Here is a 24,359-nt window from a genome sequence, read left to right on the forward strand (position 1 = left end):
ACATTATGTTTAGCATTTCGGGAATAGTAAAAGTGAAAAAAGACACTGAACAAATCACTGAGAAATTTAAGAAAAGAGAATTTGTAATTACAGATGGTTCTGGAAATTACCCTCAAGATATCTTATTTCAATTGACACAAGAACGTACAGATTTAATGGACAACATCAACGTTAATGACGCGGTGAATGTTACATTTAACTTAAGAGGTCGTGAGTGGACAAACCCTCAAGGTGAAGTAAAATACTTCAATTCTTTAGACGTTTGGAGATTAGAAAAAAGTCAAGGTGGTGGAGCTCCTACTCCAGCGGATATCGCTCCAGCAAGTGCTGATAGTGCGCAGACTTTAGTAGACGAAGGAGACGACGATCTACCTTTTTGATTATAAAACCCAATAGCGTCGTTGCAGTAATTTTTGAAAGCAGTCATTGACAAACGTCAACTCCTTGGATTTCAAAAAATACTGCGTCTAACTCTTGAATTTTCTAATTCAAAAATTGAGATTTAAAATTTAGAAATGGAAAAACGTTTTTACGGGAACATTTGTTTTTAAAATGTATAGATATTAAAAATCCCTTCGTGATTATTCATGAAGGGATTTTTTTATTTTTGCTTGCCCTTCGCTCAATAGAGTTTGTTAGTTGATTGAATTGAGATCCATAGCTAAATCTTCATTTCCTATTTAACCAAAGTGCTTTTTATAAAATTCATCTAAATCCTTTCTATTTAAATCCTTTTTAATTTTGATATTACTCATCATAATATATTCCTCCAAAAGATCTTTTTGAAAAGATAAATCTTCAAATGAAAAATCAGACGAATAATATAACCACATTAAAGCAAACTCTAATTCATATTTATTATCAACAGAATAGCTAATATTACCTCGACTTCTATTTTTAGCAACGTGAAGTTTTAAAAGAAGGTTATACAAACCTTCATCGAATGTGATTTTCGGATAGTATTCTGAAACCGGTTCAAAAATGAGATCTGCAAATGCTGCTTCACGATCAGAAAAGTTTTTTAATATAAATTTAGTAATATTAATATAGTTCTCGATAGCATAAAAATCAATAGTCACCAAATTAACCCTATCCAAATCAGTATTATACCTGTAATATAGGCCATTACAATCATGGGATATTGTCGTCTTTATTTTATGAAAGCTTCTAACACTATCTAAATTCAAATTATACATTAGGTATCCAAATAAAACATGGTTATAATCCTTACCTGTAGTATAGGTTGGTAAACCCTTTACATCAACAAATAAAGTATCTTGACTAATTTCAACCGTTAAGTTAAACGAGTCTTTATACAACTCATTCATAGCGTTATATAAATTTACTTCTTGATCTCCTATTCGCTCTGAACATTGAGGTTTACAGCTGTTTAAGATGCAAAAAACAAATAAAACATAAACTATTGTTCGATATTTAAATTTCATCTTAATTATTTTTAAAAAATTCCTTTATTTTTTCTTTGAATTTACAGATTTCATAGAATCCTTTTTTGTCATTGTTGATTCAGGCAAACTAAAATCACATGAAATCTCTCCTTATCCATAAGAAAAAGGAATGTAAAATAATTTACCGTCCAATCTTCTTGAGGTGACAAAATTCCATGAGCCATTGTATTCATAATTCAATGTAGCTTGAACATCTATGTCTTCAGTATAATCGGATGTAGGAACCGTATTAGCTAAAAATTTAGACGATTACTTAATTGTCCACCAAGAGAATAATATGAGTAAGTAAATTAATCCATTAATAAATCTGAATAAGTTTTGCATTTCGGTCTAAGTTAAGAGTATTTCCGTTTTTATCGTAGGAGATTTGAGTTTAATAATCGAGATTCGGAATTACAAGTATCGGCGAAGTTTTCCAAACACCGGGTTAGAATAAACACTTCTCAAACTATAATTAAAAGTTAAATCCATACAACAGAATAACAATCCTTAATTAAATTTGTATTATGTGTACACAAGAATTTTAAACATGAAAACAAAATATTCAATACTAGAACTCGCAATGGTGAACGAGAACACTTCTCACGAAACCGTTTTTAAAAACAGCGTTGAAATTGCTCAAAAAGCTGAGGAATTAGGATACCACAGATTTTGGTTGGCTGAACATCACAATATGGTGAGTATTGCAAGTTCGGCAACAACTGTTTTAATGGGACATATTGCCGCAAAAACGAATTCAATTCGTGTGGGTTCTGGCGGAATAATGTTACCGAATCATTCTCCTTTGGTGGTTGCTGAACAATTGGGAACACTTGGGAATTTATTTCCAAATCGAATGGATTTAGGATTAGGTCGCGCTCCTGGAACAGATCAAGTTACTGCACAAGCTATACGAAGCGATAGAATGCAATCTGTTCATAGATTCCCACAGGAAGTTGATGAAATTCAAGGTTATTTTGAGAATACATCATCAACAACAAAAGTGCGTGCAACTGTGGCAGAAGGAGTTGATGTTCCCATTTACATTTTAGGATCAAGCACAGACAGCGCACATTTGGCTGCTAAAAAAGGTTTGCCTTATGTTTTCGCAAGTCACTTTGCTCCTGCTCAATTGCATCATGCTTTAGCCATTTATCACAACGAATTTCAGCCTTCAAAATATTTGGACAAACCCTATACAATTGCAGCGGTAAACATTATCGCAGCCAATTCCTCAGAAGAAGCAGAACGCCGTTCAACAAGCATGTACAGAATGATGTTGGGAGTTTTGACACAACAATTAGATTACATGCAACCGCCAATAGACATGAATGATGAAATTCGTCAATTGCGCAGTCATCCGGCTCTAAAACAAATGTTGAATTATACATTTATTGGTGATAAAGATGAAGTTAAAGCAATGACTAAAAAGTTTATTGAAGATACAGGAGTGGATGAAATAATGACGACTTCTTATTTGTTCCATCAAGCGGATAGATTGGAATCGATTGGGATATTTTCTGAGGTAATGGAGGAAATTAAAAATGAAGAATGTTGAATGAAAAATTACGAATTACGAATTAGAGAAATTACGAATTTGTAGGATTTGTAGGATTTGAGTTCGATAACCTTGACTGCGGGTTCCAAACTGGCGATAGCTCGAGTAAAATAGAAATGAATATTTGAGAATAGATAAATCAGAATTCGTAATTGACAATTGAATATGAGTTTACTTATTAAATTCTCCGATTGGAATAAGTTAAGTTTATTAATCAAAGCATTTAAGGCTATTTAGGGAAGTGAAAAAATCATAATTCCTAGTTGAATGCGTGATTCGTAATTGATAATTCGTAATTCCTAATTGTTTATTAACAAACCATAGGATATTTTACTTACTTCTCAAGACAAATCCAAATGATTCTCGTACTTTTGCACCTCAAAAAGGTAGAGGAAAACTATGAGTATTAAAGTTACACTTCCAGACGGATCTGTTAAAGAGGTTGAAAAAGGAACAACTTCTTTGGACATAGCCAAAGGTATAAGCGAAGGTTTAGCAAGAAATGTGCTTGCTGCCGAAGTAAATAATGAAGTAATCGATGCAATGCGTCCGATTGAAACTGACAGTACCCTAAAGTTACTCACCTGGAATGATAAAGAAGGTAAATCTGCAATGTGGCACTCTTCTGCTCACTTGATGGCGGAAGCTTTAGAAATTATGTATCCTGGAGTTAAATTGGCAATCGGACCAGCTATCAAAAGTGGTTTCTATTACGACGTTGATTTCATGGACTATACTTTTACTGAGAAGGACTTAGAAAAAGTAGAGCAAAAAATGAAAGAGCTTGCTAAGCAAAAAAGTGAATTCATTCGTGAAGACATGCCTAAAGAAAAGGCTATTGCATACTTTAAAGAAAAGCAAGATCCTTATAAATTAGAATTACTTGAAGATTTAGAAGATGGTACAATCACTTTCTACACACAAGGAGAATTCACAGATTTATGCAGAGGTCCACATATTCCTCATACAGGATTTATAAAATCGATTAAATTAACATCTATTGCTGGTGCATACTGGCGTGGAGACGAAAAAAATAAGCAGTTAACGCGTATTTATGGAATCACTTTCCCTAAAAATGCAGAACTGAATGAATACCTAGAGAAACTTGAATTGGCACGTCAGCGTGACCACAGAAAGTTAGGAAAGGAAATGGAATTGTTTACTTTTTCACAAGCTGTTGGACAAGGTTTACCACTTTGGTTACCGAAAGGAGCTGAATTACGTTTGCGTTTGGAAAACTTCTTAAAGAAAGTACAAGAAAACAGAGGTTATCAGCAAGTTATTACTCCACATATTGGAAGTAAAAAACTGTATGAAATTTCTGGTCATTATGCGAAATACGGTGCGGATTCATTCCAACCTATTCACACGCCAGATGAGAACGAGGAGTTTTTGTTGAAACCAATGAACTGTCCTCACCACTGTGAGATTTACAAAGCAAAACCTCACTCCTACCGTGAACTTCCAATTCGCTATGCTGAATTTGGAACAGTTTACCGTTATGAGCAAAGTGGAGAACTTCACGGATTGACAAGGGTTCGTGGATTTACACAAGATGATGCGCATATTTTCTGTATGCCTGAACAAGTGAAAGAAGAATTTCAAAGTGTAATTGACATTGTACTTTACATTTTCAAAACGCTAGATTTCAAGACATTTACTGCTCAGATATCTTTGCGTGATAAAGAAGATCATTCAAAATATATTGGAAGCGACGAAAACTGGGAAAAAGCAGAAGCTGCAATTCTAGAAGCGGTTGCTGATAAAGGTTTGAATACTGTAATTGAATATGGCGAAGCGGCATTTTACGGACCAAAATTAGACTTCATGGTTGAAGATGCTTTGGGAAGAGAATGGCAATTAGGTACTATTCAAGTAGATTATAATTTACCAGAAAGATTTGAATTAGAATACATTGGAGCAGATAATCAGAAGCACAGACCAGTGATGATTCACAGAGCACCTTTTGGTTCTATGGAAAGATTTGTTGCTGTATTATTAGAACATTGTGCTGGTGATTTCCCATTGTGGTTATCATCTGAACAATATGCAATTCTACCGATTAGTGAAAATTTTAATGAATACGCAGAAAAAGTTTCTAAAGTTTTAAAAAATTCCGATATTCGCGGCTTCATAGATGATAGAAACGAAAAGGTAGGTAAGAAAATTCGTGAAGCAGAAATGGGAAAAACACCGTTTATGCTTATCGTTGGTGAAAAAGAAATGGAAACGAACACAATTTCGGTGCGCCAGAGAGGTGCAGAAGATTTGGGTTCGATGCCAATTGAAGACTTCATTAAAATAATTAACAAATTAGTTGAAGAAGAGTTAAGTCATGATGATTTAAATGCTTAACTGATAAAAAGAATAAATGAGAAAACCAAGAAGAACATTTAAACCGAGGCAAGAGGATCCTAACAGAATCAATGACCGTATTCGCGTTCCACAGATTCGATTAGTTGGTGATGGTCAAGAACCTCAAATTTTAGATACAAAGGACGCTATTAAAATGGCTGACGAACAAGATCTGGATTTAGTTGAGATTTCACCTAAGGCTAATCCGCCTGTGTGTAAAATCATGGACTATAAAAAGTTCTTGTACAATCAAAAGAAGAAGGAAAAAGAGCTTAAAGCAAAGCAATCAAAAGTTGTAATTAAAGAAATTCGTTTTGGTCCAAATACGGAAGAACACGATTTTAATTTCAAATTAGATCACGCAAAGAAATTCTTACAAGAAGGTTCTAAAGTGAAAGCTTTTGTATTCTTTAGAGGTCGTGCGATTGTATTTAAAGACCGTGGTGAAATCTTACTTTTGCGTTTTGCTCAAGAGCTTTCTGAATACGGTACACTTGAATTGATGCCGAAACTAGAAGGAAAAAGAATGACAATTATGATTAATCCGAAGAAGGATTAGTCTATACAATACTAGTGAGTAAATTTAAACATTGAGAATATGCCAAAAATGAAAACAAAATCCAGTGCTAAGAAGAGATTCAAAGTAACTGGTAGTGGATTGATTAAAAGAAAGCACGCTTTCAAAAGTCACATCCTTACTAAAAAAGGTAAAAAACAAAAGCGTAACTTAACAAAGACAGCATACGTAACTAAAGCGGATCGCCCAAATGTTAAGCAAATGCTTTGCATGAAGTAAAATTTTTCTGTCATGGTGACAGAGGTTAGTATTTAAACCCGGTGATGAGTACCTAAGACTTCTGAAAAATAGAAGCACTTTATTATCAAAAAACATTAAAATATGCCAAGATCAGTAAATCACGTAGCGGCAAGAGCAAGAAGAAAATCAGTAATGAAACTTGCAAAAGGTTACTACGGAAGAAGAAAAAATGTTTGGACAGTAGCAAAAAATGCTGTTGAAAAAGGATTAGTTTACGCTTATAGAGACCGTAAACAAAAGAAAAGAAAATTCCGTTCACTTTGGATTATGCGTATTAACGCTGCAGCTAGATTACACGGAATGAGCTATTCTCAATTTATGGGACAGTACAACAAAAGTGGGCTTGAATTGAACAGAAAAGTTCTTGCAGACTTAGCAATGAATCACCCAGGTGCATTCAAAGCTGTTGTAGAATCCATAAAGAAATAAATTATTAATCACTCACTAGTGAAAACCGAACTTATCTTTTGATAAGTTCGGTTTTTTTATGCTTTATTTTTTGTGCTTTATTTCTCGCTAAACACCAAGGAATACAATCAATTTTATATCTTTGTGCCACCAAAGTTGCCCAGGTGCTGAAATTGGTAGACAGGCATGGTTGAGGGCCATGTGTCCTTATGGATGTGAGGGTTCGAGTCCCTCTCTGGGCACAAAAAGCGGAATAAAAACTTAGTTTTTATTCCGCTTTTTACTTCGCTCTCGTTTTGTTTCTCACTCTTTCTTAGTTTTACTCCATTTCTGCTGATTCTTTTACTACCACTGATTCTTTTATCGAAAACCTAGGATTAAAATCCTAGGCGAAAATACACCATCCCGCTGGGATTTTGTTGGTTTACTTTTTAGACTCGTTAGGTCTCATGCAGGATCGTATATCACAGAAATCTTAAAATTATTATCGAAAATCACTCTAAATTTAAAGGAGAAAATCCTAGACGATATTCACCATCCCGCTGGGATTTTGATTGTTTTTCTTCAGACACGTTAGTACTTATGCAGGAAGGTATATCGCAGAAATCTTAAAATTATTATAGAAAACCGCTCTAAATTTAAAGTAGAAAATCCTAGACGGATATTCATTATCCCGCTGGGATTTTGTTGGTTTTTTTTTATAAAGATTAGAATATACCAACCAGGGTAACAATTTCACTTTACTTTAACACTTTTTCAGTAGTCATAGAATCTCAATCTAAAAAGTTCATTTAACTTTGCACCTCAATTAGGATTTATGCGGTATAGCATGATTTAAGAATTAAAATCCCCTGTGTCTTTATTCAACTCAACAGCATCCAGTAAACACATCATTCCTCAAACACAGGTCAAAAAATTAATCAATTCGTAATTTCATTTTATAATGAAGGGTATTTTTGGTAACCGTTGGTTTTTGCTAGTCATTTTAGCACTAACATGGGGAAGTTCATTCATAATGATCAAGAAATCATTGCTTGAATTCTCACCTTTTGAGATTGGATCTTTACGTGTATTAATTTCGGGTGTTATATTGTCATTTATTGGAATTCCTGTCATCCGAAAAATGAAAAAGAAATCCCTTTTCTATGTTGCTCTGTCTGGATTGTTTGGTAACTTCTTACCGCTTTATTTATTTCCAATAGCACAAACACATATCAGTAGTTCACTGGCTGGAGTATTAGATTCGCTTGTCCCCATATTTGTGTTGGTACTTGGATTTATATTCTATGGAGTTAGAACACAAATTTCACAAGTTTTTGGAGCAATCATAGGATTCTTTGGCGCTGCAACATTAATGTTCTTCTCTGAATCGAATACTGAAGAAACCCAAATCGGTTATGCACTACTTATTGTCTTTGCAACGATTTGTTATGCTATTGCAGCCTTGATTGTCAAAGATAAATTGGGACACTTAACTTCAATTGAATTGACTGCCAGCATGTTTACAATGTGGGCCGTTCCAGCGCTGGTTATTCTATTATCAACTGGATTCTTTAGCAGTCACGAATCTACTCCAGAAACTTGGACTGCCTTTGGATTTGTGAGTATTTTAGCAATCTTCGGAACTACGATAGCAATTGTAATCTACTACAAGCTCATTCAAGATACAACACCTATTTTCGCCAGTAGTGTTTCTTACCTTTTGCCAATTTTAGCAATCATGTGGGGATTATTAGATGGAGAAAAGTTTAGTCCTTGGTACATTTTCAGTGGAGTGCTTATATTAATTGGTGTTTATCTCATTCGTGAAAAGAAAGCCAAACCAAGAATGGTTCCTAGGTAGAGAATTGAACAACAATTTGTTATTTACTTTTTCATCGCTTTCAAGTCAGTATACGTCAATAAAATTACTTAATTGTTACTTTTGCAGTATGACAAAAATCAGTATCTTTTTCTTATCACTTTTTATCGGATTCAGTGTTCATTTGAACGCTCAGAAAATCGATTATTCAAAATATGATTTGCACGCTCCAATGGATATTCCAATGGTTTTGGCTGCGAATTTTGGAGAATTAAGATCGAATCATTTTCATACAGGAATCGACATAAAAACGAATCGCAGATCGGGATATAATATTTTAAGCGTTGAGGATGGATATGTTTCACGAATCAAAGTTTCTCCTTGGGGATATGGAAACGTTGTTTATATCGACCATTATAACGGATTGACTTCTGTTTATGCACATTGTGAAGCCTTCGTTGGACAATTAGCCTATTTAGCATCCCAACAGCAAGAGGGGAATGAAGGATTTGAAATCGATTATTATCCTACCAAAGATTCTTTGAGAGTGAAAAAAGGACAAATAATAGCTAAATCGGGAAATACAGGTGGAAGTTCTGCTCCACACTTACATTTCGAAATTAGAGAAACAATTTCAGAAAATGCTTTAAATCCATTGCTATTCAATTTTGATATTGCAGACACCCAAGAGCCAACAATTAGAGGATTGAAAGTTTACGCATTAACAGAGGAAGGGTATCGCGTTCCCGATAAATCAAAAAGCTATACTGTTTCAGGATCAAACGGGAAATATAGTATTTCTGGAAATTCAGTAAGTGTTGATGCTTCGTATACTTCTAATAAAGGAGGCATTGGATTTTCTTTTGATGTAATCGATAAACTTGATGGAGCAAATAATGTTTGTGGAATCCATGAAGCATTTTTATTGGTGGATAAGGATACGGTTTTTAGTCAGAACATGGAAAGAATTTCGTTTGCTTCCAACAGACAAATCAATACACATAAGGATTACGAAGAATATCATAATCGAAGACGTCATTATCAAAAAGCATTTAAAACCAAGCATAATCCGTTGCCAATTTATCGTACAATGCTTAACAATGGAATGATAAAAGCGGAACCAGGAAATACATATCCGATAAGTTATGTTGCGAAAGATGCTTATGGAAATTCTAGCAAATTATCTTTCAACTTAGAAATTGAAGCAGGAACTAAAAGAAAGGAACACAAGCTCTATCCTAATGCGAAATTACTTTATCCTGACAGTGCATATTTGAGTTATGACGAGTTTCATTATATCCTTTTTCCACCTGGGATTCTTTATGAACCAACTCCTTTAAAATTGAAATCTTCCAAAAATGCAATTGAATTTGGAGATGACCTAATTCCACTTCAGGAGACTTTCAAACTGATGTTGCCTTCATTGTCTAATGTAAAAGATGAAAAGCAATACATTCAGAGAATATCCAGATATGGAACGAAATACGCGGAAGGAGGAACAGTAAAAGATGGTTGGATCACCTCTCGAATTAAGTCATTTGGTGATTTCTCAGTAGAAGTTGATACAATAGCACCTGCAATAAAGGCGCGTAATTTCAGTAATAATACTGCCGTTGGAAACAAACAATTGAGTTGGAGTATTTCAGAAAAAGGCTCAGGATTAATTGATTATGATATTTACATTAATAGAGAGTGGTACTTATTACAATACGAGCCAAAAAGCACACAGTTTTACTTTGATCCACCGAAAGATTTAAAAGGTGAAAAAACCGTAATAATTAGAGCTATTGATGCTTGTGGTAATAAGTCAATTGAAGAGTATATTCTTACCTTTTAAACTTATCATGTGTCACTAAACGCTTCTGAAAAAATAGAAATACATTGTCTTTAAAATATTGAGGACTATCCTTTTTACCATTAAAAAAACCTTCTTAACATGGACTATTCTGCTCTTAGTCCTTATCTAGTTAGAATTTCTCTATGCTTTTAAAAAAATCTGACTATTTTAGTAAAAAGAAAGAACATGAAATTTTTTATAGATACAGCAAATTTAGCTGAAATTAAGGAAGCTAACGATTTGGGAGTTTTAGATGGTGTAACCACAAACCCTACTTTAATGGCAAAAGAAAACATTACAGGAAAAGATGCTATTCTTAAGCATTACCGTGATATTTGTCAGATTGTTAATGGCCCTGTAAGCGCTGAAGTTATTGCTACAGACTACAAAGGAATGATTCAAGAAGGTCAACGTTTATCTGACTTACATCATAACATTGTGGTAAAAGTTCCAATGACAACTGAAGGAATTAAAGCGATTAAATATTTTTCTGAAAATAAAATCAGAACAAATTGTACATTGATTTTTTCTGCTGGTCAAGCATTATTGGCTGCTAAAGCCGGTGCAACTTATGTTTCACCATTTGTTGGAAGGCTAGATGATATCTCAGGAGATGGAATTGCATTGATTGCTCAAATTAGAAGAATTTTTGATAATTATGCTTTTGACACTCAAATTTTAGCGGCTTCAGTTCGTCACCCAATGCACATTATTGATTGTGCGGAAATTGGAGCAGACGTTATGACTGGCCCACTAAAAGCGATTAAGCAGTTGGCTCATCACCCACTCACGGACAGCGGATTAGCTCAGTTTTTAGCCGATTTCGAAAAAGGAAATAAGTAATATCTGACTATAAAGCATGTTAGAACATATTTTATAGAATGCATAAAGAGATTAGATGTTTTATTGTCTTATGAATAAATAATGCTTTCCATACTCATTCCCGTATATAATTTTGATTGTGTAGCACTCGTAAAAGCGCTGCACAGTCAATGTATGGAATTGAATATTGCGTTTGAAGTATTGGTTTTAGACGATACTTCTACTCAGTTTAAAGAGGAAAACAGGGCAATAAATGAATTCGAACATTGTCAATATATTGAATCTAACATTCATTATGGTCGGGCGAAAATAAGGAATGAACTCGGTAAAAGAGCACAATTTGAAAATCTGCTTTTTATAGATTCAGATGCATTGGTTAATCGTCCAGATTTCATTGAGAACTACACGATTAATAAAGATAATGCACAGGTTATTATTGGTGGAATGAAGTACAGTGTTACTCCACCAAAAGAAAATGCGTTGCGCTGGCATTATGGATCACAACGTGAGTTTCTTCCTGCGGAAATAAGAAATAAAACACCTTACAAATCGCTTATTAGTTTCAATATCATGTTGAAGAAATCAGTTCTTGATAAACATCCATTTGATGAAGGAACTATTGATATTGAAAAAAGCGGTTATGGCCATGAAGACACGCTACTGGGATTGGAATTAAAGAAAAATAATATTTCTGTTTTACATATCGACAATCAACTCGTGCATGATTATCTTGAAACCAACGAAGGATTTATAGCCAATAGTTTAACAGCTGTCGAAAAATACGTTTTCAATCCTCAGTTTCAAGAAAAAGAAATCGTCGAACAGATTAAGATTTTTCGAGTATTTGAAAAAATGAGGTCCTTTAGAATGGTTGGAGTTTTGAGTTTTATTTATAATAATTTTGGAAGTTTAATGAAGAGCAATCTATTTAAATCAAATCCTTCAATTCGCTTATTTGATTTTTATCGCTTGAGTTATTTGGCAAATTATTACAAAAAAAATAGAGGTTGAAATTAATCAACCCCTACTTTTAAACTCACACTATCAAACTACTACTCTACTATTCAAAACTTTAGTTTCCTTTCACTTCAATTTTCTTAACAACTTTCTTTTTCATTTCAGGTTTCGGAACAGTAACTCTTAACACACCTTCATTATAATCCGCTCCGATATTTTGCCCATCGACATCTTTTGGTAAAGTAAATGATCTTGTAAATTCACCGTAAGAAAATTCTCTATGTGTATAGTTTTCTTCCTCTACCTCTTTGGATTCTTTTGCTTCACCTCTAATTGAAAGCTTGTTTCCATCCAATTCGATGTGAATATTTTCTTTATTAAATCCTGGAACAGCCATTTCAACTACATAATCTTCATCGCGCTCAATAATATTTACTGCTACCTGAGAAGATTTTGCTGTTTGACGTTTGTTAAATAATTCCTCATCTAATCCAGTTAAAAATGATGGTAAAAACCCGCTATTAATTCTTGACATTTCCATATTCTATGTTTTTTAATTGTTGTTTTCTAATTCGATATATGATTATCAAATTGAATACCAATGGGAATTTTAAGAGAATTTAGAGATAAAAGTAATAAAACCTAGTGTTTTTAATGACATAAAGTCATCTTAAAGCAACACGAAATGCCATTATGACCGATTTTAGAGGTGGAGTTATAAGAAACAATCGAAAGGAGATTTAAGTTATGTTACGAATTTATGAAATTCACAAACGCTTTTTAAGTAACAATATTTCATCATTACTAAACTCCATCCACCCTAAATCATAGAGCCAATTATAGGTTTTTCCTTTTGAATTGATGTTTTTATGAGTTTGGTATTTGAAATGAAAGTTCTTCTTATCCATTTCTAATCGCTTAATCTTGACTTGTCGCTTATTCCCCCCTATCAGTTCAGAAAGAATTGATCTATTTCGATGAAGAATTTTATCGATGTCTGAGGCGGCAATAGCAGTGATTGCTCTTAATTCTAAATGATAGAAGTTTTTACATTTTACAGAGCAGAATATTTTATCCGCCCGCCCTATAACTAAGTTTCTGCACACTTTACATATTTTCATAATTGATTGATTTAAGTTATTAAATTGATTTAGATTGATGTAACTCTTATTCAAGATATATAAATTTAACCTTACATTCAAAATATTTGATTAGAATTTTAAAATTAAATCCCAGATGGTTTTGAAAATTGACTGCATAGTCGTTTTTAATGGTTAGTAAAAATAGCAAAAGCCGTTATTGAAATTTAGCGTAAATAGAGGATTTAGAATCTCTACAACTCAATAAAATCAGGCAATAAATGCTAGTCGTTTTTAACCGTTAGTGAAAATTAGCCAATAGCCGTTATTAAAATTTAGTATAAATCAAAGATTCAAGTCCCTGTCAACTCAATGAAATCAAACAATATACGCTGGTCGTTTTTAACCGTTAGTGAAAGATAGCCAATAGCCGTTATTGAAGTTTAGCGTAATTTATGGATTCAATGCCTCTACAACTCAATGAAATCAAACAATACAAGCTAGTCGTTTTTAACCGTTAGTAAAATCAGCAGATAACCGTTATTGAAATTTAGCGTGAATTAAGGATTCAAGTCATTTACAACTCAATGAAATCAAACAATACACGCTAGTCGTTTTCAACCGTTAGTGAAAGTTAGCCAATAGCCGTTATTGAAATTTAGCGTAATTTAAGGATTCAATGCCTCTACAACTCAATGAAATCAAACTATACATGATAGTCGTTTTTAACCGTTAGTGAAAGCTAGCCAATAGCCGTTATTGAAGTTTAGCTTAATTTAAGGATTCAAGTCCTTTACAACTCAATGAAATCAAACAATACACGCTAGTCGTTTTTAACCGTTAGTGAAAATTAGCTAATAGCCGATATTGAAATTTAGTATAAATCAAGGATTCAAGTCCCTGTCAACTCAATGAAATCAGACAATACACGCTAGTCGTTTTTAACCGTTAGTGAAAATTTGCCAATAGCCGTTATTGAAGTTTAGCGTAAATTAATGATTCAATGCCTCTACAACTCAATGAAATCAAACAATACAAGCTAGTCGTTTTTAACCGTTAGAAAAAATAAGCTGTTAGCCGTTATTGAAGTTTAGCGTGAATTAAGGCTTCTAGCCCTCTAAAAATCAATCAAATCAAACAATACACGCTAGTCGTTTTTAACCGTTAGTGAAAGTTAGCCAATAGCCGTTATTGAAATTTAGCAAAAATAGAGGATTTAGAATCTCTTCAACTCAATGAAATCAGACAATACACGCTAGTCGTTTTTAACCGTTAGTGAAAGTTAGACAATAGCCGTTATTGAAATTTAGCGTAATTTAAGGATTCAATGCCTCTACAACTCAATGAAATCAAACAATACAAGCTAGTCGTTTTTAACCGTTACTAGATCTTAAAGAATAACCGTTACAAAAATTTAGAGAAATTTCTCAAACAATTACTTCTACAACTCAATAAAATCAAAAAAAATAAACGCTAGTCGTTTTTAACCGTTAGTGAAAGTTAGCTAATAGCCGTTATTGAAATTCAGCAAAAATAGAGGATTTAGAATCTCTTCAACTCAATGAAATCAGACAATACACGCTAGTCGTTTTTAACCGTTAGTGAAAGATAGCCAATAGCCGTTATTGAAGTTTAGCGTAATTATCCAAATAATTCCTTCTACAACTCAATAAAACCAACATTTTAACGCTAGTCGTTTTTAACCGTTAGTGAAATTCAGGAAATAACCGTTGCAGAGATTTAGAGTATTTATCCAAATAATTCCTTCTATACATCAATAAAACCAACCTTTTAACGCTAGTCGTTTTTAACCGTTAGTGAAAGTTAGCCAATAGCCGTTATTGAAATTTAGCGTAAATCAAGGATTCAATACCACTACAACTCAAAATAGCCAATTACAAACACTCCAAAAAAAACCTAATCAGCAACTAATTTAGCTTGCTTTTCAGAAAATGCCCACAACCCCAAATAACACAACAATCCATTTACACCCAAAATCTCATGCCCTGATTTGTATCCATCAAACCAAACGCCTTCATAAGTTTTGAAAACGAATATAATCACAGGAACGATTAAGCAGACAATCCAAGTTAAATTATCATTCACTTTTCTTTTAGTTATAATTCCAAAGAAGAAAAGTCCCAGTAATGGACCGTAAGTATACCCAGCCAGAACGAATAATGTATTAATGACATCTTGTTCCTTTAAAGCATTTGCTAAGAGTATAACCACAAACAAAATTCCAGTCATTCCAATGTGAATATATTTTCTAACGCGTTCTGCTTTGGCTTTGTCTTCCCAAGTATCCACTTTAAATAAATCGACACTTGTTGATGTCGTTAATGCTGTTAACGCCGAATCTGCAGAAGAATATGCCGCAGCAACCAGACCTAATAAGAATGTAATACCAATCATAGTACCCAAACCACCTTCTAGTGCAATTAACGGAAACAAACGGTCGGTTTGCTTGTCGAGATCCATTCCTTGAATAGATGATAAAATATCGGGATTTTCCTGAGCATAAAGGAAGAGCAAACCACCTAACATTAAGAAAACAAAGTTTACTCCAAACAGAATTATAGAGAACCACATCATATTTTTCTTGGCTTCTTTCTCATTTCGGCACGTAAGGTTTTTCTGCATCATGTCTTGATCTAACCCAGTCATACCAACAGTAATAAATAAACCTCCTAAAATTCCTTTCAAAATATAATTACTGTCTTTTGGATTATCTGTTACAAACCAATCCGTCATTCCTAAAGACTTTAAACCAACAGTAGCTTCATCTATTCCACCGATGGATTGTGTGATTAAGACAACACTCACGACCAAGGCTATCAACATAAAAAGTGTTTGCAATGTATCGGTCCAAACAATTGTTTTGATTCCGCCACGATAGGTGTAAACATAGATCAAGAGAAGTGTTACCAAAACAGAGACTTCGAAAGGTATTCCGTAAGAACTTAGAACAAAATAATCGAGGATATCTGCCACCAAAAATAGACGAACAGAAGCACCAAGAATTCTAGAAATCAAGAAAAACCCAGCACCCACCTTGTGTGTTTTGGGTCCATATCGTCCTCCTAAATAGGAATAAATAGAAGTTAAATTAAGCTTATAATATAATGGCAATAGGACAAAGGAGATAATAGCATATCCCAACATATACCCAATTACAATTTGCATGTAGGAAAATCCAGAGCCACCCACTAATCCTGGAATAGAGATAAAGGTTACTCCTGAAAGTGAAGCTCCTATCATTCCGAAACTTACTAAATACCATTTAGAATTTCGATTTCCAGTAAAAAAGGCATCATTTTCTGCCCCTCTGGAGGTTACTCGTGAAATGATCAACAAAACCACGAAATAGGCAAGAATAATTGATAAGATAAAGAATCCGCTCATAACATATAATTATGGGGATAAATGTACTTTAAATAAAATAAGGATTTACAAAAATAGAACAGTAATAGTGAATAGAAACTTGTTAAAAAGAAAATGAATTATGCACCAATTACTCTTCTGAGTTCTTCAATTGTGCTTTCCCAGTACAATTGTATTTCTTCCATCTCGTCTTTTTCTGCAAAACTAGTTAAATGAAGAACTACCGCTTTTGTCATTGGGTCAACTTTAAAGCGGATTTCGACATACGTGTCTAATCCTTCTTCTTCATCCTCTAACCATTGGAATTTGATGTGATCATTTGCTTTTTTACTGATTAATCGCGCAACTTCTTCGCTCCCATTCCAATAAAAGGTATAAATATCATCTTTTATATTCACATCATCTGCAAACCACTCACTCAAACCACTGGGAGTCATCACCATAGAATTTAAAACTTTTGAAGAGGTTCTAAAAAGATATTCTTGTTCAAACTTAAATTTTTCTGGCATGTTGCAAATATTATATATTTATTATCTTCGCCGAAGATTATTTTCGCAATATACTAATAACTTTTAAATGGCTCTTATACATTCTCTCGAAAAGTCGGGTAATACTTTGTTTAAATTCAGAGGTCAAATCCCTGTCATACTATTCATTTTAGCGGTTCCCGTTGTTTTCTTTACGGATTATGGTTGGATGGAATTAAATGATAATTATTATTGGATCCTATTGTCCTTTGCCACAGTACTTTCTATTTTAGGACAAGTAATTCGTGCAATTGCAATTGGAACTTCAAGTAAAAATACTTCTGGAAGAAATACAAAAGAACAAGTTGCGGAAGCTTTGAATACCAAAGGAATTTATTCTACGATGCGACACCCTTTATATGTAGGAAATTACTTCATGTGGATTGGTATTGTGGTTTTCACTGCTAACATCTGGTTTGTTGTCATTGTTTCATTAGCTTTCTGGTTATACTATGAGCGAATTATGTTCGCTGAAGAAAGATTTTTGGAACGCAAATTCGGAAAGGACTATTTAGATTGGAGTTTGAAAGTTCCAGCATTCTGGCCTTCATGGAAAAATTACATCAAATCTCCGATATCATTTTCTATGAAAACAATATTGAGAAGAGAGTACTCAGGAATTACCGCAACAATCTTAGGATTCTTGTTTGTTGATGTTTTACGCAATTATATCATTGAAGATGCATTTATTCTTCATACTTATTATTTAATTGTTCTTGCAGCTGCATTGTTTATCAGCTTGTTTTTAAGAACATTAAAACACCACACGAAAATTTTATTTGAGGAAGACCGTTCATAGTGTTTGAAATTAGAAAAAAGCTATTATCTTTGCACTCGCAATAGTCAATATGACCATTGTTTTTTAGATAATTTGGCGAGGTAGCTCAGTTGGTTAGAGCGCAGGATTCATAACCCTGAGGTCGGGAGTTCAAATCTCCCTCTCGCTACTTAAAAAAAACCGTTTGGAAACAGACGGTTTTTTTTGTGCCCGATTTTTTTTATTTGCCTCTGTATCGAATATCACTGCTTCATGTCTCTTTAACCTTCTTTTAACTCTAGTCCATACTTTTACTTGCTTAGTCAACTACTGATCCCTAACATGTAGCAAATGATGTGAACCCTTATCTTTTATATGTTCTTCAGCAATGTTTTGAGCATGCTCACCATCCCAAACTATTGGTTTTTTTATTTGTCAATGATTAATACTACCACTTTTAAATATTGTCACAGGTTTGAGATTAATAATTATTATTTAAAAAGTTTCATAACAGTAAATAAACAACCATTGAAACGACTTTCGGTCTGGATGTTATTAAAATGTATTATCACCCCCTATAAAAATCCTGGGAGGCTCAATCACATGTATCTATTTTTAAAATTGAAACTATATTATCAAAATTAGAAGATCAAGAGTTAGTAATTCTATGATTATTTAGTTGGAACTTCTGGAGGAAAGTAAGCAGCATATAACTGATCTATAAATCCAAAAGCAAACTTATAGAGATAAGCATCTGTCGACATCAAAATTACTATATCATTCTTTTCAACCTCATCAATAATATTGATATCACTCACCTTTATTGGTTTTTCATAGCTATCTGGATAAATCGCTTCGTTATAATACCAGAATTGACCATTATTAAATGCTTTTTTAGACAAACCCCAATTAAACATTCCCCAGTAATAGCTATCTGATATAGTAAGGACTTTAGGTTGATTATTAATCTTTTCCTTATGTATTGAAAAAACTGGATATCCCATTTCTAAATCTGGAATATCGTAGTATAAATTCATCCCTTTTTCAATATCATCATCCGTATCTCTCATAATGTTAGAAACCTCTACCTCTCCAATAATCAATTCTGGTGTTTTCTTAAATTGTGAGATAGAATTGATATATCGAAGAAGTGAATCTGCGGCCAATAACTCACCGTATTTACTCCAATGAATACCTGTTTTGGGAAAAAGTGGATATTTAGAAGTTGACTTTTTACTCAGAAACCACTTTCTAAAATCCAAATAGTGAATACTTGACTTTAATAGCTTTTCATTATAAACTTCATAATTCGTGATTGTTTTGTCATTAGGATTGAATTTTTCTGGAATAAACTCTGAATAAAAGCTTCCTTTCCCTGGTGCAAAGACAACAATCAATTCAACTCCTTTTGATTTTAATGTATCAACAACAAGACTTAACTTTTTAACTTTTGCTTGTATTTCTTTATCCCCTATGAAATCTCTGCCTAAATATGCTTTAATATAGTAAGATTCGTACAAATATCCAGATTTACCAACTACTACAGAATTTGCTCTTCCTATATTATAAAAATCGTGGTAATACTGATTATAGATCCGAACGAACAAAGGTTTGAAGATTAAACTTTCTTCTATATAATTTTGTTTCTGATCTTGATAAACTCCTTCAAACCAATTTTCAAAAGCAAATTTTGGATCTTCAGCCTGGGAATATGATCCACCTAACGGTTTAATTTCAAATAATTTATACCGATTCGAAAACATGGGTATAAATAGCAAAGCTACTATTCCTATAAAAAGGAATTTCTTAATTAAATCATCTCTTTTCTTTTCCTCCATCTCTAAAATCTAAAGTAAATAAATGGATTAAATTCTGAGGAAGTGATTGAAATCAATGATAATATTAATAAAACAACCGAAACAAAAGTAAATACTAAATGATTTGAAATTTTTAAATAATTCTGAAAGAGTACATAGTTTTCAATTTTCTGACCCACTTTAAATGCTGTGAATATGGAGAAGAATGTTGCTATAATGGCAATGAACCAAAAGGATGGAACTGAATTTATTTCAAAGTTTAAGTCAAAGGAGAACAGCTTGATTAAATAAATCTTTATCGATGTTAAATCTTCAAGTCTAAAAATAACCCAACCAATCATTACAATGAAAAATGTGAAAATCGTTGAGAAAATCACTCCCGTTTTATTCAATATACGAATCAAAAATAAACGATCTAGAATTAAAAATAATCCATGATAAGCTCCCCAAATAACGAAATTCCAAGATGCGCCATGCCATAATCCAGAAAGTAAAAAGACAATCCATAAATTAAAGAACAATCTACCTTTTGATTTCACTCTATTTCCTCCTAATGGAATGTAAAGGTAATCGCGCATGAAAGCGCCTAATGTGATGTGCCACCTTCTCCAAAATTCACTGATGTTTCTTGAAATGTAAGGCGAATTAAAATTTTCAGGAAACTTGAATCCCATCATTCTACCCAATCCAATCGCCATATCTGAATAACCTGAAAAGTCGAAGTAAATTTGAAATGTATAAGCCAACATTCCAATCCATGCGCTTCCCATAGATATTTCATTCAAATCACTGTCGAAAATCAAATCAGCTTGTTCAGCCATTACATTGGCTATTAAAACTTTCTTTGCCAATCCAATACAGAAGCGATAAAATCCAATCAATTTATCATCTATAACTTCTTTTCGATTGGTTATTTGATCAGCTATTGAACTAAATCTAACGATTGGACCAGCAATCATTTGTGGAAACGACATGATGTACATCAAGTAATCGGTTACTTTTTCAAGCGGAGCATGTACTTTTCTATATACATCAACTGAATAAGTTAGAGTTTGAAAGGTGTAAAATGAAATTCCAATTGGCAAGGCAACAGAAGTCCAGGCTAATTCCGTAAAACCAATAGACTCTAGGGCAGAATTTAGATTCTCAACAAAGAAATTAGCGTATTTAAAGTAGGCCAACAAACCTAAATTCATGAAGATAGATATTCCCAAAAGGATCTTCCTATGTTTTTCTTTGGTGCTTCTATAAATCTGTTGAACAAGATAAAAATCTAGAATTGTGGAACCCACAATTACAAATACAAATTTTGGAGCTCCCCAACTGTAAAATAAAATACTAGCAATGAGGATAACAATGTTTTTCCATTTTTTGGTTACAAGATTATAGACCAAAAGAAAAATTGGTAAGAAATACAATAAGAATAAGGTCGTACTAAAAACCATCACGCAAGTTTAATCAAATAATCAACTTTTTACAATAAACTATTGATGCCATTTCTGAATATTAAAGCATGAACTAAAAAGTAATAAAAGTTTAGAAAAAAATCATCGGATATAAATTGAAAGTACAATGAATGACAGTTGGACACATCGGTAAGCTCAGCACAACTGGAGTAATATGACTGGAATCTCTTCTTTGGTTAATCCTTGTAGTAAACCTTAATCTTAAAGAAAAACAACACGCTTAAGGAAAAAAGACTCGCTTAAAAAAAAAGGATTCCTCAATGCCAAGGCATTTTCGGAATGACAGGCGTTAGGGAGAATGTGTGGAAATTAGTTGTAAAAGCGAAGCTTTTACAACTAATTTCCACACCCAACCAACCACACCTTGTCATTCCGAAGGAGTTAAACGACTGAGGAATCTCATTTTAAACTATTCTTTATTCCAAAAACTTTCTAAGGTCGGAATGACAGGAATGAGGATTCACTCTTTACTATTCCTTATTCCAATAAAAAAAATCTATTTTTTTCTAAATTAAAAAGAGCACCTCTCGATGCTCTCTAATTAGTTTAAATGAATCAGTAACGATTCTTGTTTTGTTTTTTTGACTTCTATACTTCTCGAATAATTGAGAATAAATTGAAGTGTCGTTTGCGATGGTTTTTGTTTATCCTCCATCATCTCTGGAGCTGTTTTTGAGTAACTGTTTGCCATAAGCATTTAATATTTAGTTCGATATATAAACGCAGTAAGTTATCGTTTATTACATATCATCAAAAATATCTTATTCAGTTGATCTAAAAACAGATACTTTCAGATTTTACATCTGCATTCCTCCACAAACGTTAATCGTTTGTCCTGTAATATAAGTCGACATATCAGAACCCAAGAAAACAACAGCATTTGCTACATCTTCTGGTGAACCACCACGTTTTAATGGAATTGCATTTCTCCATTGTTCAACTACTTTTTCGTCTAAAACTTCAGTCATTTCTGTTTCGATAAATCCTGGAGCGATTGCATTACATCGGATGTTACGAGAACCAATTTCTTGCGCTATTGACTTCGTAAAGCCAATCATTCCAGCTTTTGAAGCAGCATAATTCGATTGTCCAGCATTTCCTGAAACTCCTACAACTGATGACATGTTGATAATTGATCCTTTTCTGGCTTTCAACATCGGACGTTGAACTGCTTTTGTTAAGTTAAATGCAGATTTCAAGTTGGTATTGATTACCTCATCCCACATCTCTTCAGTCATTCTCATCAATAAATTATCGCGCGTTATTCCGGCGTTATTCACAAGCACATCAATTTGACCGAATGCTGTAATTACGTCATCCACCAAAGTTTGTGCAGCTTCAAAATTTGCAGCATTCGATTTGAATCCTTTCACTTCTCCTCCGTCTTTAGTCAATTCTGCAATTAATGCATTTGCTTTTTCTTCTGAGGATAAATAAGTGAAGGCAACTTTCGCTCCTTCTGCAACACATTTTTCAGCGATTGCTTTCCCAATACCTCTTGAGGCTCCTGTAATCAAAACTACTTTATCTTTTAATAACTCCATTGCTGTGTTTTTCAATTTTAACAAATATAATACTCCTTAAATATAGCACTTAATTTTTACGTAAATTTCACTGATTGAAAATCAATATAAAATACGTTTCTATAATTTAGATAAAAACTCCATTGTGTCCACGCCATCTGCATAATCATCCAAAGCTGGAGATTGGGCAGCTCCAAAAGGCAAATAATCCTTTCCTACAATTGCTTGAATTTTCTCTTTATGTTCTTCTAAATAGGAATTCTTTTCTTCTTCAGATTCATAGAAATGATAATGTAGAACGGCAACTGGTGCAAATAACTCCTTGATCTCTCTTGTCAAGACAAAACCATTTTCGATAATCTTTTCTTGATTCATCAAATAAACTGCCTTGTAATAATCGTAATTATTGCAGTATTTATGGTGATTAATTACTTCTCCATAACCTACAATAGCGCCGAAAATATGATCTAAGTTATATCCTTTTGGTAATAATAGATGAGAAACATTTCTACAACCTAAACCATAATAAGTAAAGATATCTTTTCCTAATTCCTTTAATTCTTCTGGAGTTTCAGTTCCATTAATTACCGCAACAGAAGTTCTGTTCTTGCGAATAACTCTTGGTAAATGTCCAAAATACTTTTCAAAATAACGCGCTGTGTTATCGCTACCTGTCGCTATTACAGCTTCGGCAGAATTTAATTTATCAACTAATTCAATTTGTGATCTTAATTCAGGTTGAAGCTCAACTAAAATCTCAAGCAACATTGGAATTAATATCTTGTCATCACTTGATAATTTTATACTGGCTTTATTTCCAGAAAAAACTGTTGACAAGATATCATGAAACCCTACCAATGGAATATTTCCTGCTAAGATTAAACCAACAGACTTTGCCGTTTTCACAGTTGGATACTTTTCTAACCAAGCAGTTAAGTTTTCCTCAGACAAAGTTTCTCCTATTGCACAAAAACTCTCTTTTACTGATTGTTCTGAAAACCAACCATTATGTGCCTTTGCACCCAGAATTGCTGTATGCATTCGACTATAGAAATCTCCAGCTACGAAAGGATTAAAAGCCTCTTTTTCAGCTCCGCTCCCCCATTTTTTCATACTGTCTCCTAAAATCGAAAATGTCTTGATTGTTTTTAGTCTATCCATCTGTATTTTGAAAAAAATTTAACTTCATTAAAACAAAATCCCTTGCTAAAGGTTTCTTATATTTGCAAATGTATAGAAGTAACGCTTAAAAAGTAGTAAAATGGCAATAATAATTACGGATGAATGCATCAATTGCGGAGCATGCGAGCCTGAATGTCCAAATAATGCGATATACGAAGGAGGTGCTGAATGGGCTTGGTCCGAAGGTACCACTTTGAAAGGAATGATTACCACGCTTAAAGGAGAAGAAGTTGATTCAGAACAGGAAAACGAACCTGTTGATATGGATGTTTATTACATCGTAACAGATAAATGTACAGAATGTGAAGGATTCCATGATGAACCTCAATGTGCTGCTGTTTGTCCTGTTGACTGTTGTATTGATGATCCAGACCATCCAGAAACAGAAGAAGTTTTATTGAAGAAAAAAGATTTCATGCACTTGTAGTAATTTTCTAAAAATATTAATGAGGGACTTTCGAAAAGATTGTCCCTTTTTTTATGCTTTAGAAAATTCAAGGATTCAAAGAACAAACATTATACGAAGATATAATGTACGGACAATTTGCAAATCGCCCCATTCCTTTGGAAAAATTCAAAGATTGAAAAATTCAAGGATTCAAAGAACAAACATTATACGAAGAT

Annotated in this window: 21 protein-coding genes and 2 tRNA genes; 14 read left to right on the top strand and 9 right to left on the bottom strand. The window is 33.3% G+C overall.

Features of this window, described 5'->3' with window-relative positions; translation table 11 throughout:
• Positions 1-5: 5 nt before the first annotated feature.
• A complete protein-coding gene (locus tag ERX46_RS11415) occupies positions 6-380 on the top strand; it encodes a DUF3127 domain-containing protein (protein WP_130094000.1) in 375 nt (124 codons plus the stop codon).
• A 300-nt stretch (positions 381-680) separates the two neighbouring features.
• On the opposite strand, the gene ERX46_RS11420 is transcribed toward ERX46_RS11415, so the two are convergent.
• Positions 681-1,445: a hypothetical protein gene (locus ERX46_RS11420; protein ID WP_130094001.1), complete on the bottom strand. Its 765-nt coding sequence runs from the start codon at positions 1,443-1,445 to the stop codon at positions 681-683.
• Between the two features lie 550 nt (positions 1,446-1,995).
• Here ERX46_RS11420 and ERX46_RS11425 point away from each other — a divergent pair.
• The 10 genes from ERX46_RS11425 (at position 1,996) to ERX46_RS11470 (ending at position 12,054) form a co-directional block, all read left to right on the top strand.
• Positions 1,996-3,003: an LLM class flavin-dependent oxidoreductase gene (locus tag ERX46_RS11425; RefSeq protein ID WP_130094002.1), complete on the top strand. Its 1,008-nt coding sequence runs from the start codon at positions 1,996-1,998 to the stop codon at positions 3,001-3,003.
• 399 nt (positions 3,004-3,402) lie between these two features.
• Complete coding sequence (gene thrS, locus ERX46_RS11430; RefSeq protein ID WP_130094003.1) at positions 3,403-5,358, top strand: threonine--tRNA ligase; 1,956 nt, start codon at positions 3,403-3,405, stop codon at positions 5,356-5,358.
• Positions 5,359-5,374: 16 nt separating this feature from the next.
• On the top strand, positions 5,375-5,917 hold the full coding sequence (infC, locus tag ERX46_RS11435) for a translation initiation factor IF-3 (RefSeq protein ID WP_130094004.1): 543 nt from the start codon (positions 5,375-5,377) through the stop codon (positions 5,915-5,917).
• A 39-nt stretch (positions 5,918-5,956) separates the two neighbouring features.
• Positions 5,957-6,154, top strand: coding sequence for a 50S ribosomal protein L35 (gene rpmI, locus ERX46_RS11440; protein WP_130094005.1), 198 nt, complete (start codon positions 5,957-5,959; stop codon positions 6,152-6,154).
• 102 nt (positions 6,155-6,256) lie between these two features.
• On the top strand, positions 6,257-6,604 hold the full coding sequence (gene rplT, locus ERX46_RS11445) for a 50S ribosomal protein L20 (RefSeq protein ID WP_130094006.1): 348 nt from the start codon (positions 6,257-6,259) through the stop codon (positions 6,602-6,604).
• Positions 6,605-6,741: 137 nt separating this feature from the next.
• Positions 6,742-6,825: transfer RNA gene (locus ERX46_RS11450), tRNA-Leu, on the top strand.
• A gap of 701 nt (positions 6,826-7,526) precedes the next feature.
• Complete coding sequence (locus ERX46_RS11455) at positions 7,527-8,426, top strand: DMT family transporter (RefSeq protein WP_130094007.1); 900 nt, start codon at positions 7,527-7,529, stop codon at positions 8,424-8,426.
• 88 nt (positions 8,427-8,514) lie between these two features.
• The gene (locus ERX46_RS11460) at positions 8,515-10,221 is read left to right on the top strand and encodes a M23 family metallopeptidase (protein ID WP_130094008.1); all 1,707 of its coding nucleotides are present in this window, start codon (positions 8,515-8,517) and stop codon (positions 10,219-10,221) included.
• Positions 10,222-10,407: 186 nt separating this feature from the next.
• A complete protein-coding gene (gene fsa / locus ERX46_RS11465) occupies positions 10,408-11,064 on the top strand; it encodes a fructose-6-phosphate aldolase (RefSeq protein ID WP_130094009.1) in 657 nt (218 codons plus the stop codon).
• Between the two features lie 81 nt (positions 11,065-11,145).
• The gene (locus ERX46_RS11470; protein WP_130094010.1) at positions 11,146-12,054 is read left to right on the top strand and encodes a glycosyltransferase family 2 protein; all 909 of its coding nucleotides are present in this window, start codon (positions 11,146-11,148) and stop codon (positions 12,052-12,054) included.
• 61 nt (positions 12,055-12,115) lie between these two features.
• Here ERX46_RS11470 and ERX46_RS11475 read toward each other — a convergent pair whose 3' ends face one another.
• The 4 genes from ERX46_RS11475 to ERX46_RS11490 all read right to left on the bottom strand — a co-directional run bounded on the left by ERX46_RS11475 (position 12,116) and on the right by ERX46_RS11490 (position 16,972).
• Positions 12,116-12,541: an Hsp20/alpha crystallin family protein gene (locus ERX46_RS11475; protein ID WP_130094011.1), complete on the bottom strand. Its 426-nt coding sequence runs from the start codon at positions 12,539-12,541 to the stop codon at positions 12,116-12,118.
• Between the two features lie 226 nt (positions 12,542-12,767).
• Positions 12,768-13,121 (bottom strand): hypothetical protein, encoded by a 354-nt coding sequence (locus ERX46_RS11480; RefSeq protein ID WP_130094012.1) that lies wholly within the window; start codon positions 13,119-13,121, stop codon positions 12,768-12,770.
• A 1,875-nt stretch (positions 13,122-14,996) separates the two neighbouring features.
• Positions 14,997-16,484, bottom strand: a complete 1,488-nt coding sequence (locus tag ERX46_RS11485; protein ID WP_130094013.1) for a sodium:solute symporter — start codon at positions 16,482-16,484, stop codon at positions 14,997-14,999.
• Between the two features lie 98 nt (positions 16,485-16,582).
• Positions 16,583-16,972 (bottom strand): START-like domain-containing protein, encoded by a 390-nt coding sequence (locus ERX46_RS11490; RefSeq protein WP_130094014.1) that lies wholly within the window; start codon positions 16,970-16,972, stop codon positions 16,583-16,585.
• 67 nt (positions 16,973-17,039) lie between these two features.
• Between ERX46_RS11490 and ERX46_RS11495 the strand changes: the two genes are divergently transcribed.
• Both ERX46_RS11495 and ERX46_RS11500 read left to right on the top strand, forming a co-directional pair.
• Positions 17,040-17,789 (top strand): methyltransferase family protein, encoded by a 750-nt coding sequence (locus ERX46_RS11495; RefSeq protein ID WP_130094015.1) that lies wholly within the window; start codon positions 17,040-17,042, stop codon positions 17,787-17,789.
• 74 nt (positions 17,790-17,863) lie between these two features.
• Positions 17,864-17,937 (top strand) — tRNA-Met (locus ERX46_RS11500).
• 481 nt (positions 17,938-18,418) lie between these two features.
• Here ERX46_RS11500 and ERX46_RS11505 read toward each other — a convergent pair.
• The 4 genes from ERX46_RS11505 to ERX46_RS11520 all read right to left on the bottom strand — a co-directional run bounded on the left by ERX46_RS11505 (position 18,419) and on the right by ERX46_RS11520 (position 23,714).
• Positions 18,419-19,585, bottom strand: coding sequence for an alginate O-acetyltransferase AlgX-related protein (locus ERX46_RS11505; RefSeq protein WP_130094016.1), 1,167 nt, complete (start codon positions 19,583-19,585; stop codon positions 18,419-18,421).
• Between the two features lie 2 nt (positions 19,586-19,587).
• Positions 19,588-21,009, bottom strand: coding sequence for an MBOAT family O-acyltransferase (locus ERX46_RS11510; RefSeq protein ID WP_130094017.1), 1,422 nt, complete (start codon positions 21,007-21,009; stop codon positions 19,588-19,590).
• 818 nt (positions 21,010-21,827) lie between these two features.
• The gene (fabG, locus tag ERX46_RS11515; protein WP_130094018.1) at positions 21,828-22,574 is read right to left on the bottom strand and encodes a 3-oxoacyl-[acyl-carrier-protein] reductase; all 747 of its coding nucleotides are present in this window, start codon (positions 22,572-22,574) and stop codon (positions 21,828-21,830) included.
• A gap of 99 nt (positions 22,575-22,673) precedes the next feature.
• On the bottom strand, positions 22,674-23,714 hold the full coding sequence (locus ERX46_RS11520) for an acyl-CoA reductase (RefSeq protein ID WP_130094019.1): 1,041 nt from the start codon (positions 23,712-23,714) through the stop codon (positions 22,674-22,676).
• A 100-nt stretch (positions 23,715-23,814) separates the two neighbouring features.
• On the opposite strand from ERX46_RS11520, the gene ERX46_RS11525 reads away from it, so the two are divergent.
• Positions 23,815-24,162 (top strand): 4Fe-4S dicluster domain-containing protein, encoded by a 348-nt coding sequence (locus ERX46_RS11525; protein WP_130094020.1) that lies wholly within the window; start codon positions 23,815-23,817, stop codon positions 24,160-24,162.
• The last annotated feature ends 197 nt before the right edge of the window (positions 24,163-24,359 follow it).

Origin of the sequence: Brumimicrobium glaciale, from assembly GCF_004152935.1 — a bacterium.
In the GTDB taxonomy this organism is placed as follows: Bacteria; Bacteroidota; Bacteroidia; order Flavobacteriales_D; family Crocinitomicaceae; genus Brumimicrobium; species Brumimicrobium glaciale.

What these genes read in the sequence shown, in the direction of transcription:
- ERX46_RS11415 (WP_130094000.1), top strand. Translation starts at nt 6, where the DNA reads ATGTTTAGCATTTCGGGAATAGTAAAAGTGAAAAAAGACACTGAACAA.
- ERX46_RS11420 (WP_130094001.1), bottom strand. Translation starts at nt 1,445, where the DNA reads ATGAAATTTAAATATCGAACAATAGTTTATGTTTTATTTGTTTTTTGC.
- ERX46_RS11425 (WP_130094002.1), top strand. Translation starts at nt 1,996, where the DNA reads ATGAAAACAAAATATTCAATACTAGAACTCGCAATGGTGAACGAGAAC.
- thrS (WP_130094003.1), top strand. Translation starts at nt 3,403, where the DNA reads ATGAGTATTAAAGTTACACTTCCAGACGGATCTGTTAAAGAGGTTGAA.
- infC (WP_130094004.1), top strand. Translation starts at nt 5,375, where the DNA reads ATGAGAAAACCAAGAAGAACATTTAAACCGAGGCAAGAGGATCCTAAC.
- rpmI (WP_130094005.1), top strand. Translation starts at nt 5,957, where the DNA reads ATGCCAAAAATGAAAACAAAATCCAGTGCTAAGAAGAGATTCAAAGTA.
- rplT (WP_130094006.1), top strand. Translation starts at nt 6,257, where the DNA reads ATGCCAAGATCAGTAAATCACGTAGCGGCAAGAGCAAGAAGAAAATCA.
- ERX46_RS11455 (WP_130094007.1), top strand. Translation starts at nt 7,527, where the DNA reads ATGAAGGGTATTTTTGGTAACCGTTGGTTTTTGCTAGTCATTTTAGCA.
- ERX46_RS11460 (WP_130094008.1), top strand. Translation starts at nt 8,515, where the DNA reads ATGACAAAAATCAGTATCTTTTTCTTATCACTTTTTATCGGATTCAGT.
- fsa (WP_130094009.1), top strand. Translation starts at nt 10,408, where the DNA reads ATGAAATTTTTTATAGATACAGCAAATTTAGCTGAAATTAAGGAAGCT.
- ERX46_RS11470 (WP_130094010.1), top strand. Translation starts at nt 11,146, where the DNA reads ATGCTTTCCATACTCATTCCCGTATATAATTTTGATTGTGTAGCACTC.
- ERX46_RS11475 (WP_130094011.1), bottom strand. Translation starts at nt 12,541, where the DNA reads ATGGAAATGTCAAGAATTAATAGCGGGTTTTTACCATCATTTTTAACT.
- ERX46_RS11480 (WP_130094012.1), bottom strand. Translation starts at nt 13,121, where the DNA reads ATGAAAATATGTAAAGTGTGCAGAAACTTAGTTATAGGGCGGGCGGAT.
- ERX46_RS11485 (WP_130094013.1), bottom strand. Translation starts at nt 16,484, where the DNA reads ATGAGCGGATTCTTTATCTTATCAATTATTCTTGCCTATTTCGTGGTT.
- ERX46_RS11490 (WP_130094014.1), bottom strand. Translation starts at nt 16,972, where the DNA reads ATGCCAGAAAAATTTAAGTTTGAACAAGAATATCTTTTTAGAACCTCT.
- ERX46_RS11495 (WP_130094015.1), top strand. Translation starts at nt 17,040, where the DNA reads ATGGCTCTTATACATTCTCTCGAAAAGTCGGGTAATACTTTGTTTAAA.
- ERX46_RS11505 (WP_130094016.1), bottom strand. Translation starts at nt 19,585, where the DNA reads ATGGAGGAAAAGAAAAGAGATGATTTAATTAAGAAATTCCTTTTTATA.
- ERX46_RS11510 (WP_130094017.1), bottom strand. Translation starts at nt 21,009, where the DNA reads ATGGTTTTTAGTACGACCTTATTCTTATTGTATTTCTTACCAATTTTT.
- fabG (WP_130094018.1), bottom strand. Translation starts at nt 22,574, where the DNA reads ATGGAGTTATTAAAAGATAAAGTAGTTTTGATTACAGGAGCCTCAAGA.
- ERX46_RS11520 (WP_130094019.1), bottom strand. Translation starts at nt 23,714, where the DNA reads ATGGATAGACTAAAAACAATCAAGACATTTTCGATTTTAGGAGACAGT.
- ERX46_RS11525 (WP_130094020.1), top strand. Translation starts at nt 23,815, where the DNA reads ATGGCAATAATAATTACGGATGAATGCATCAATTGCGGAGCATGCGAG.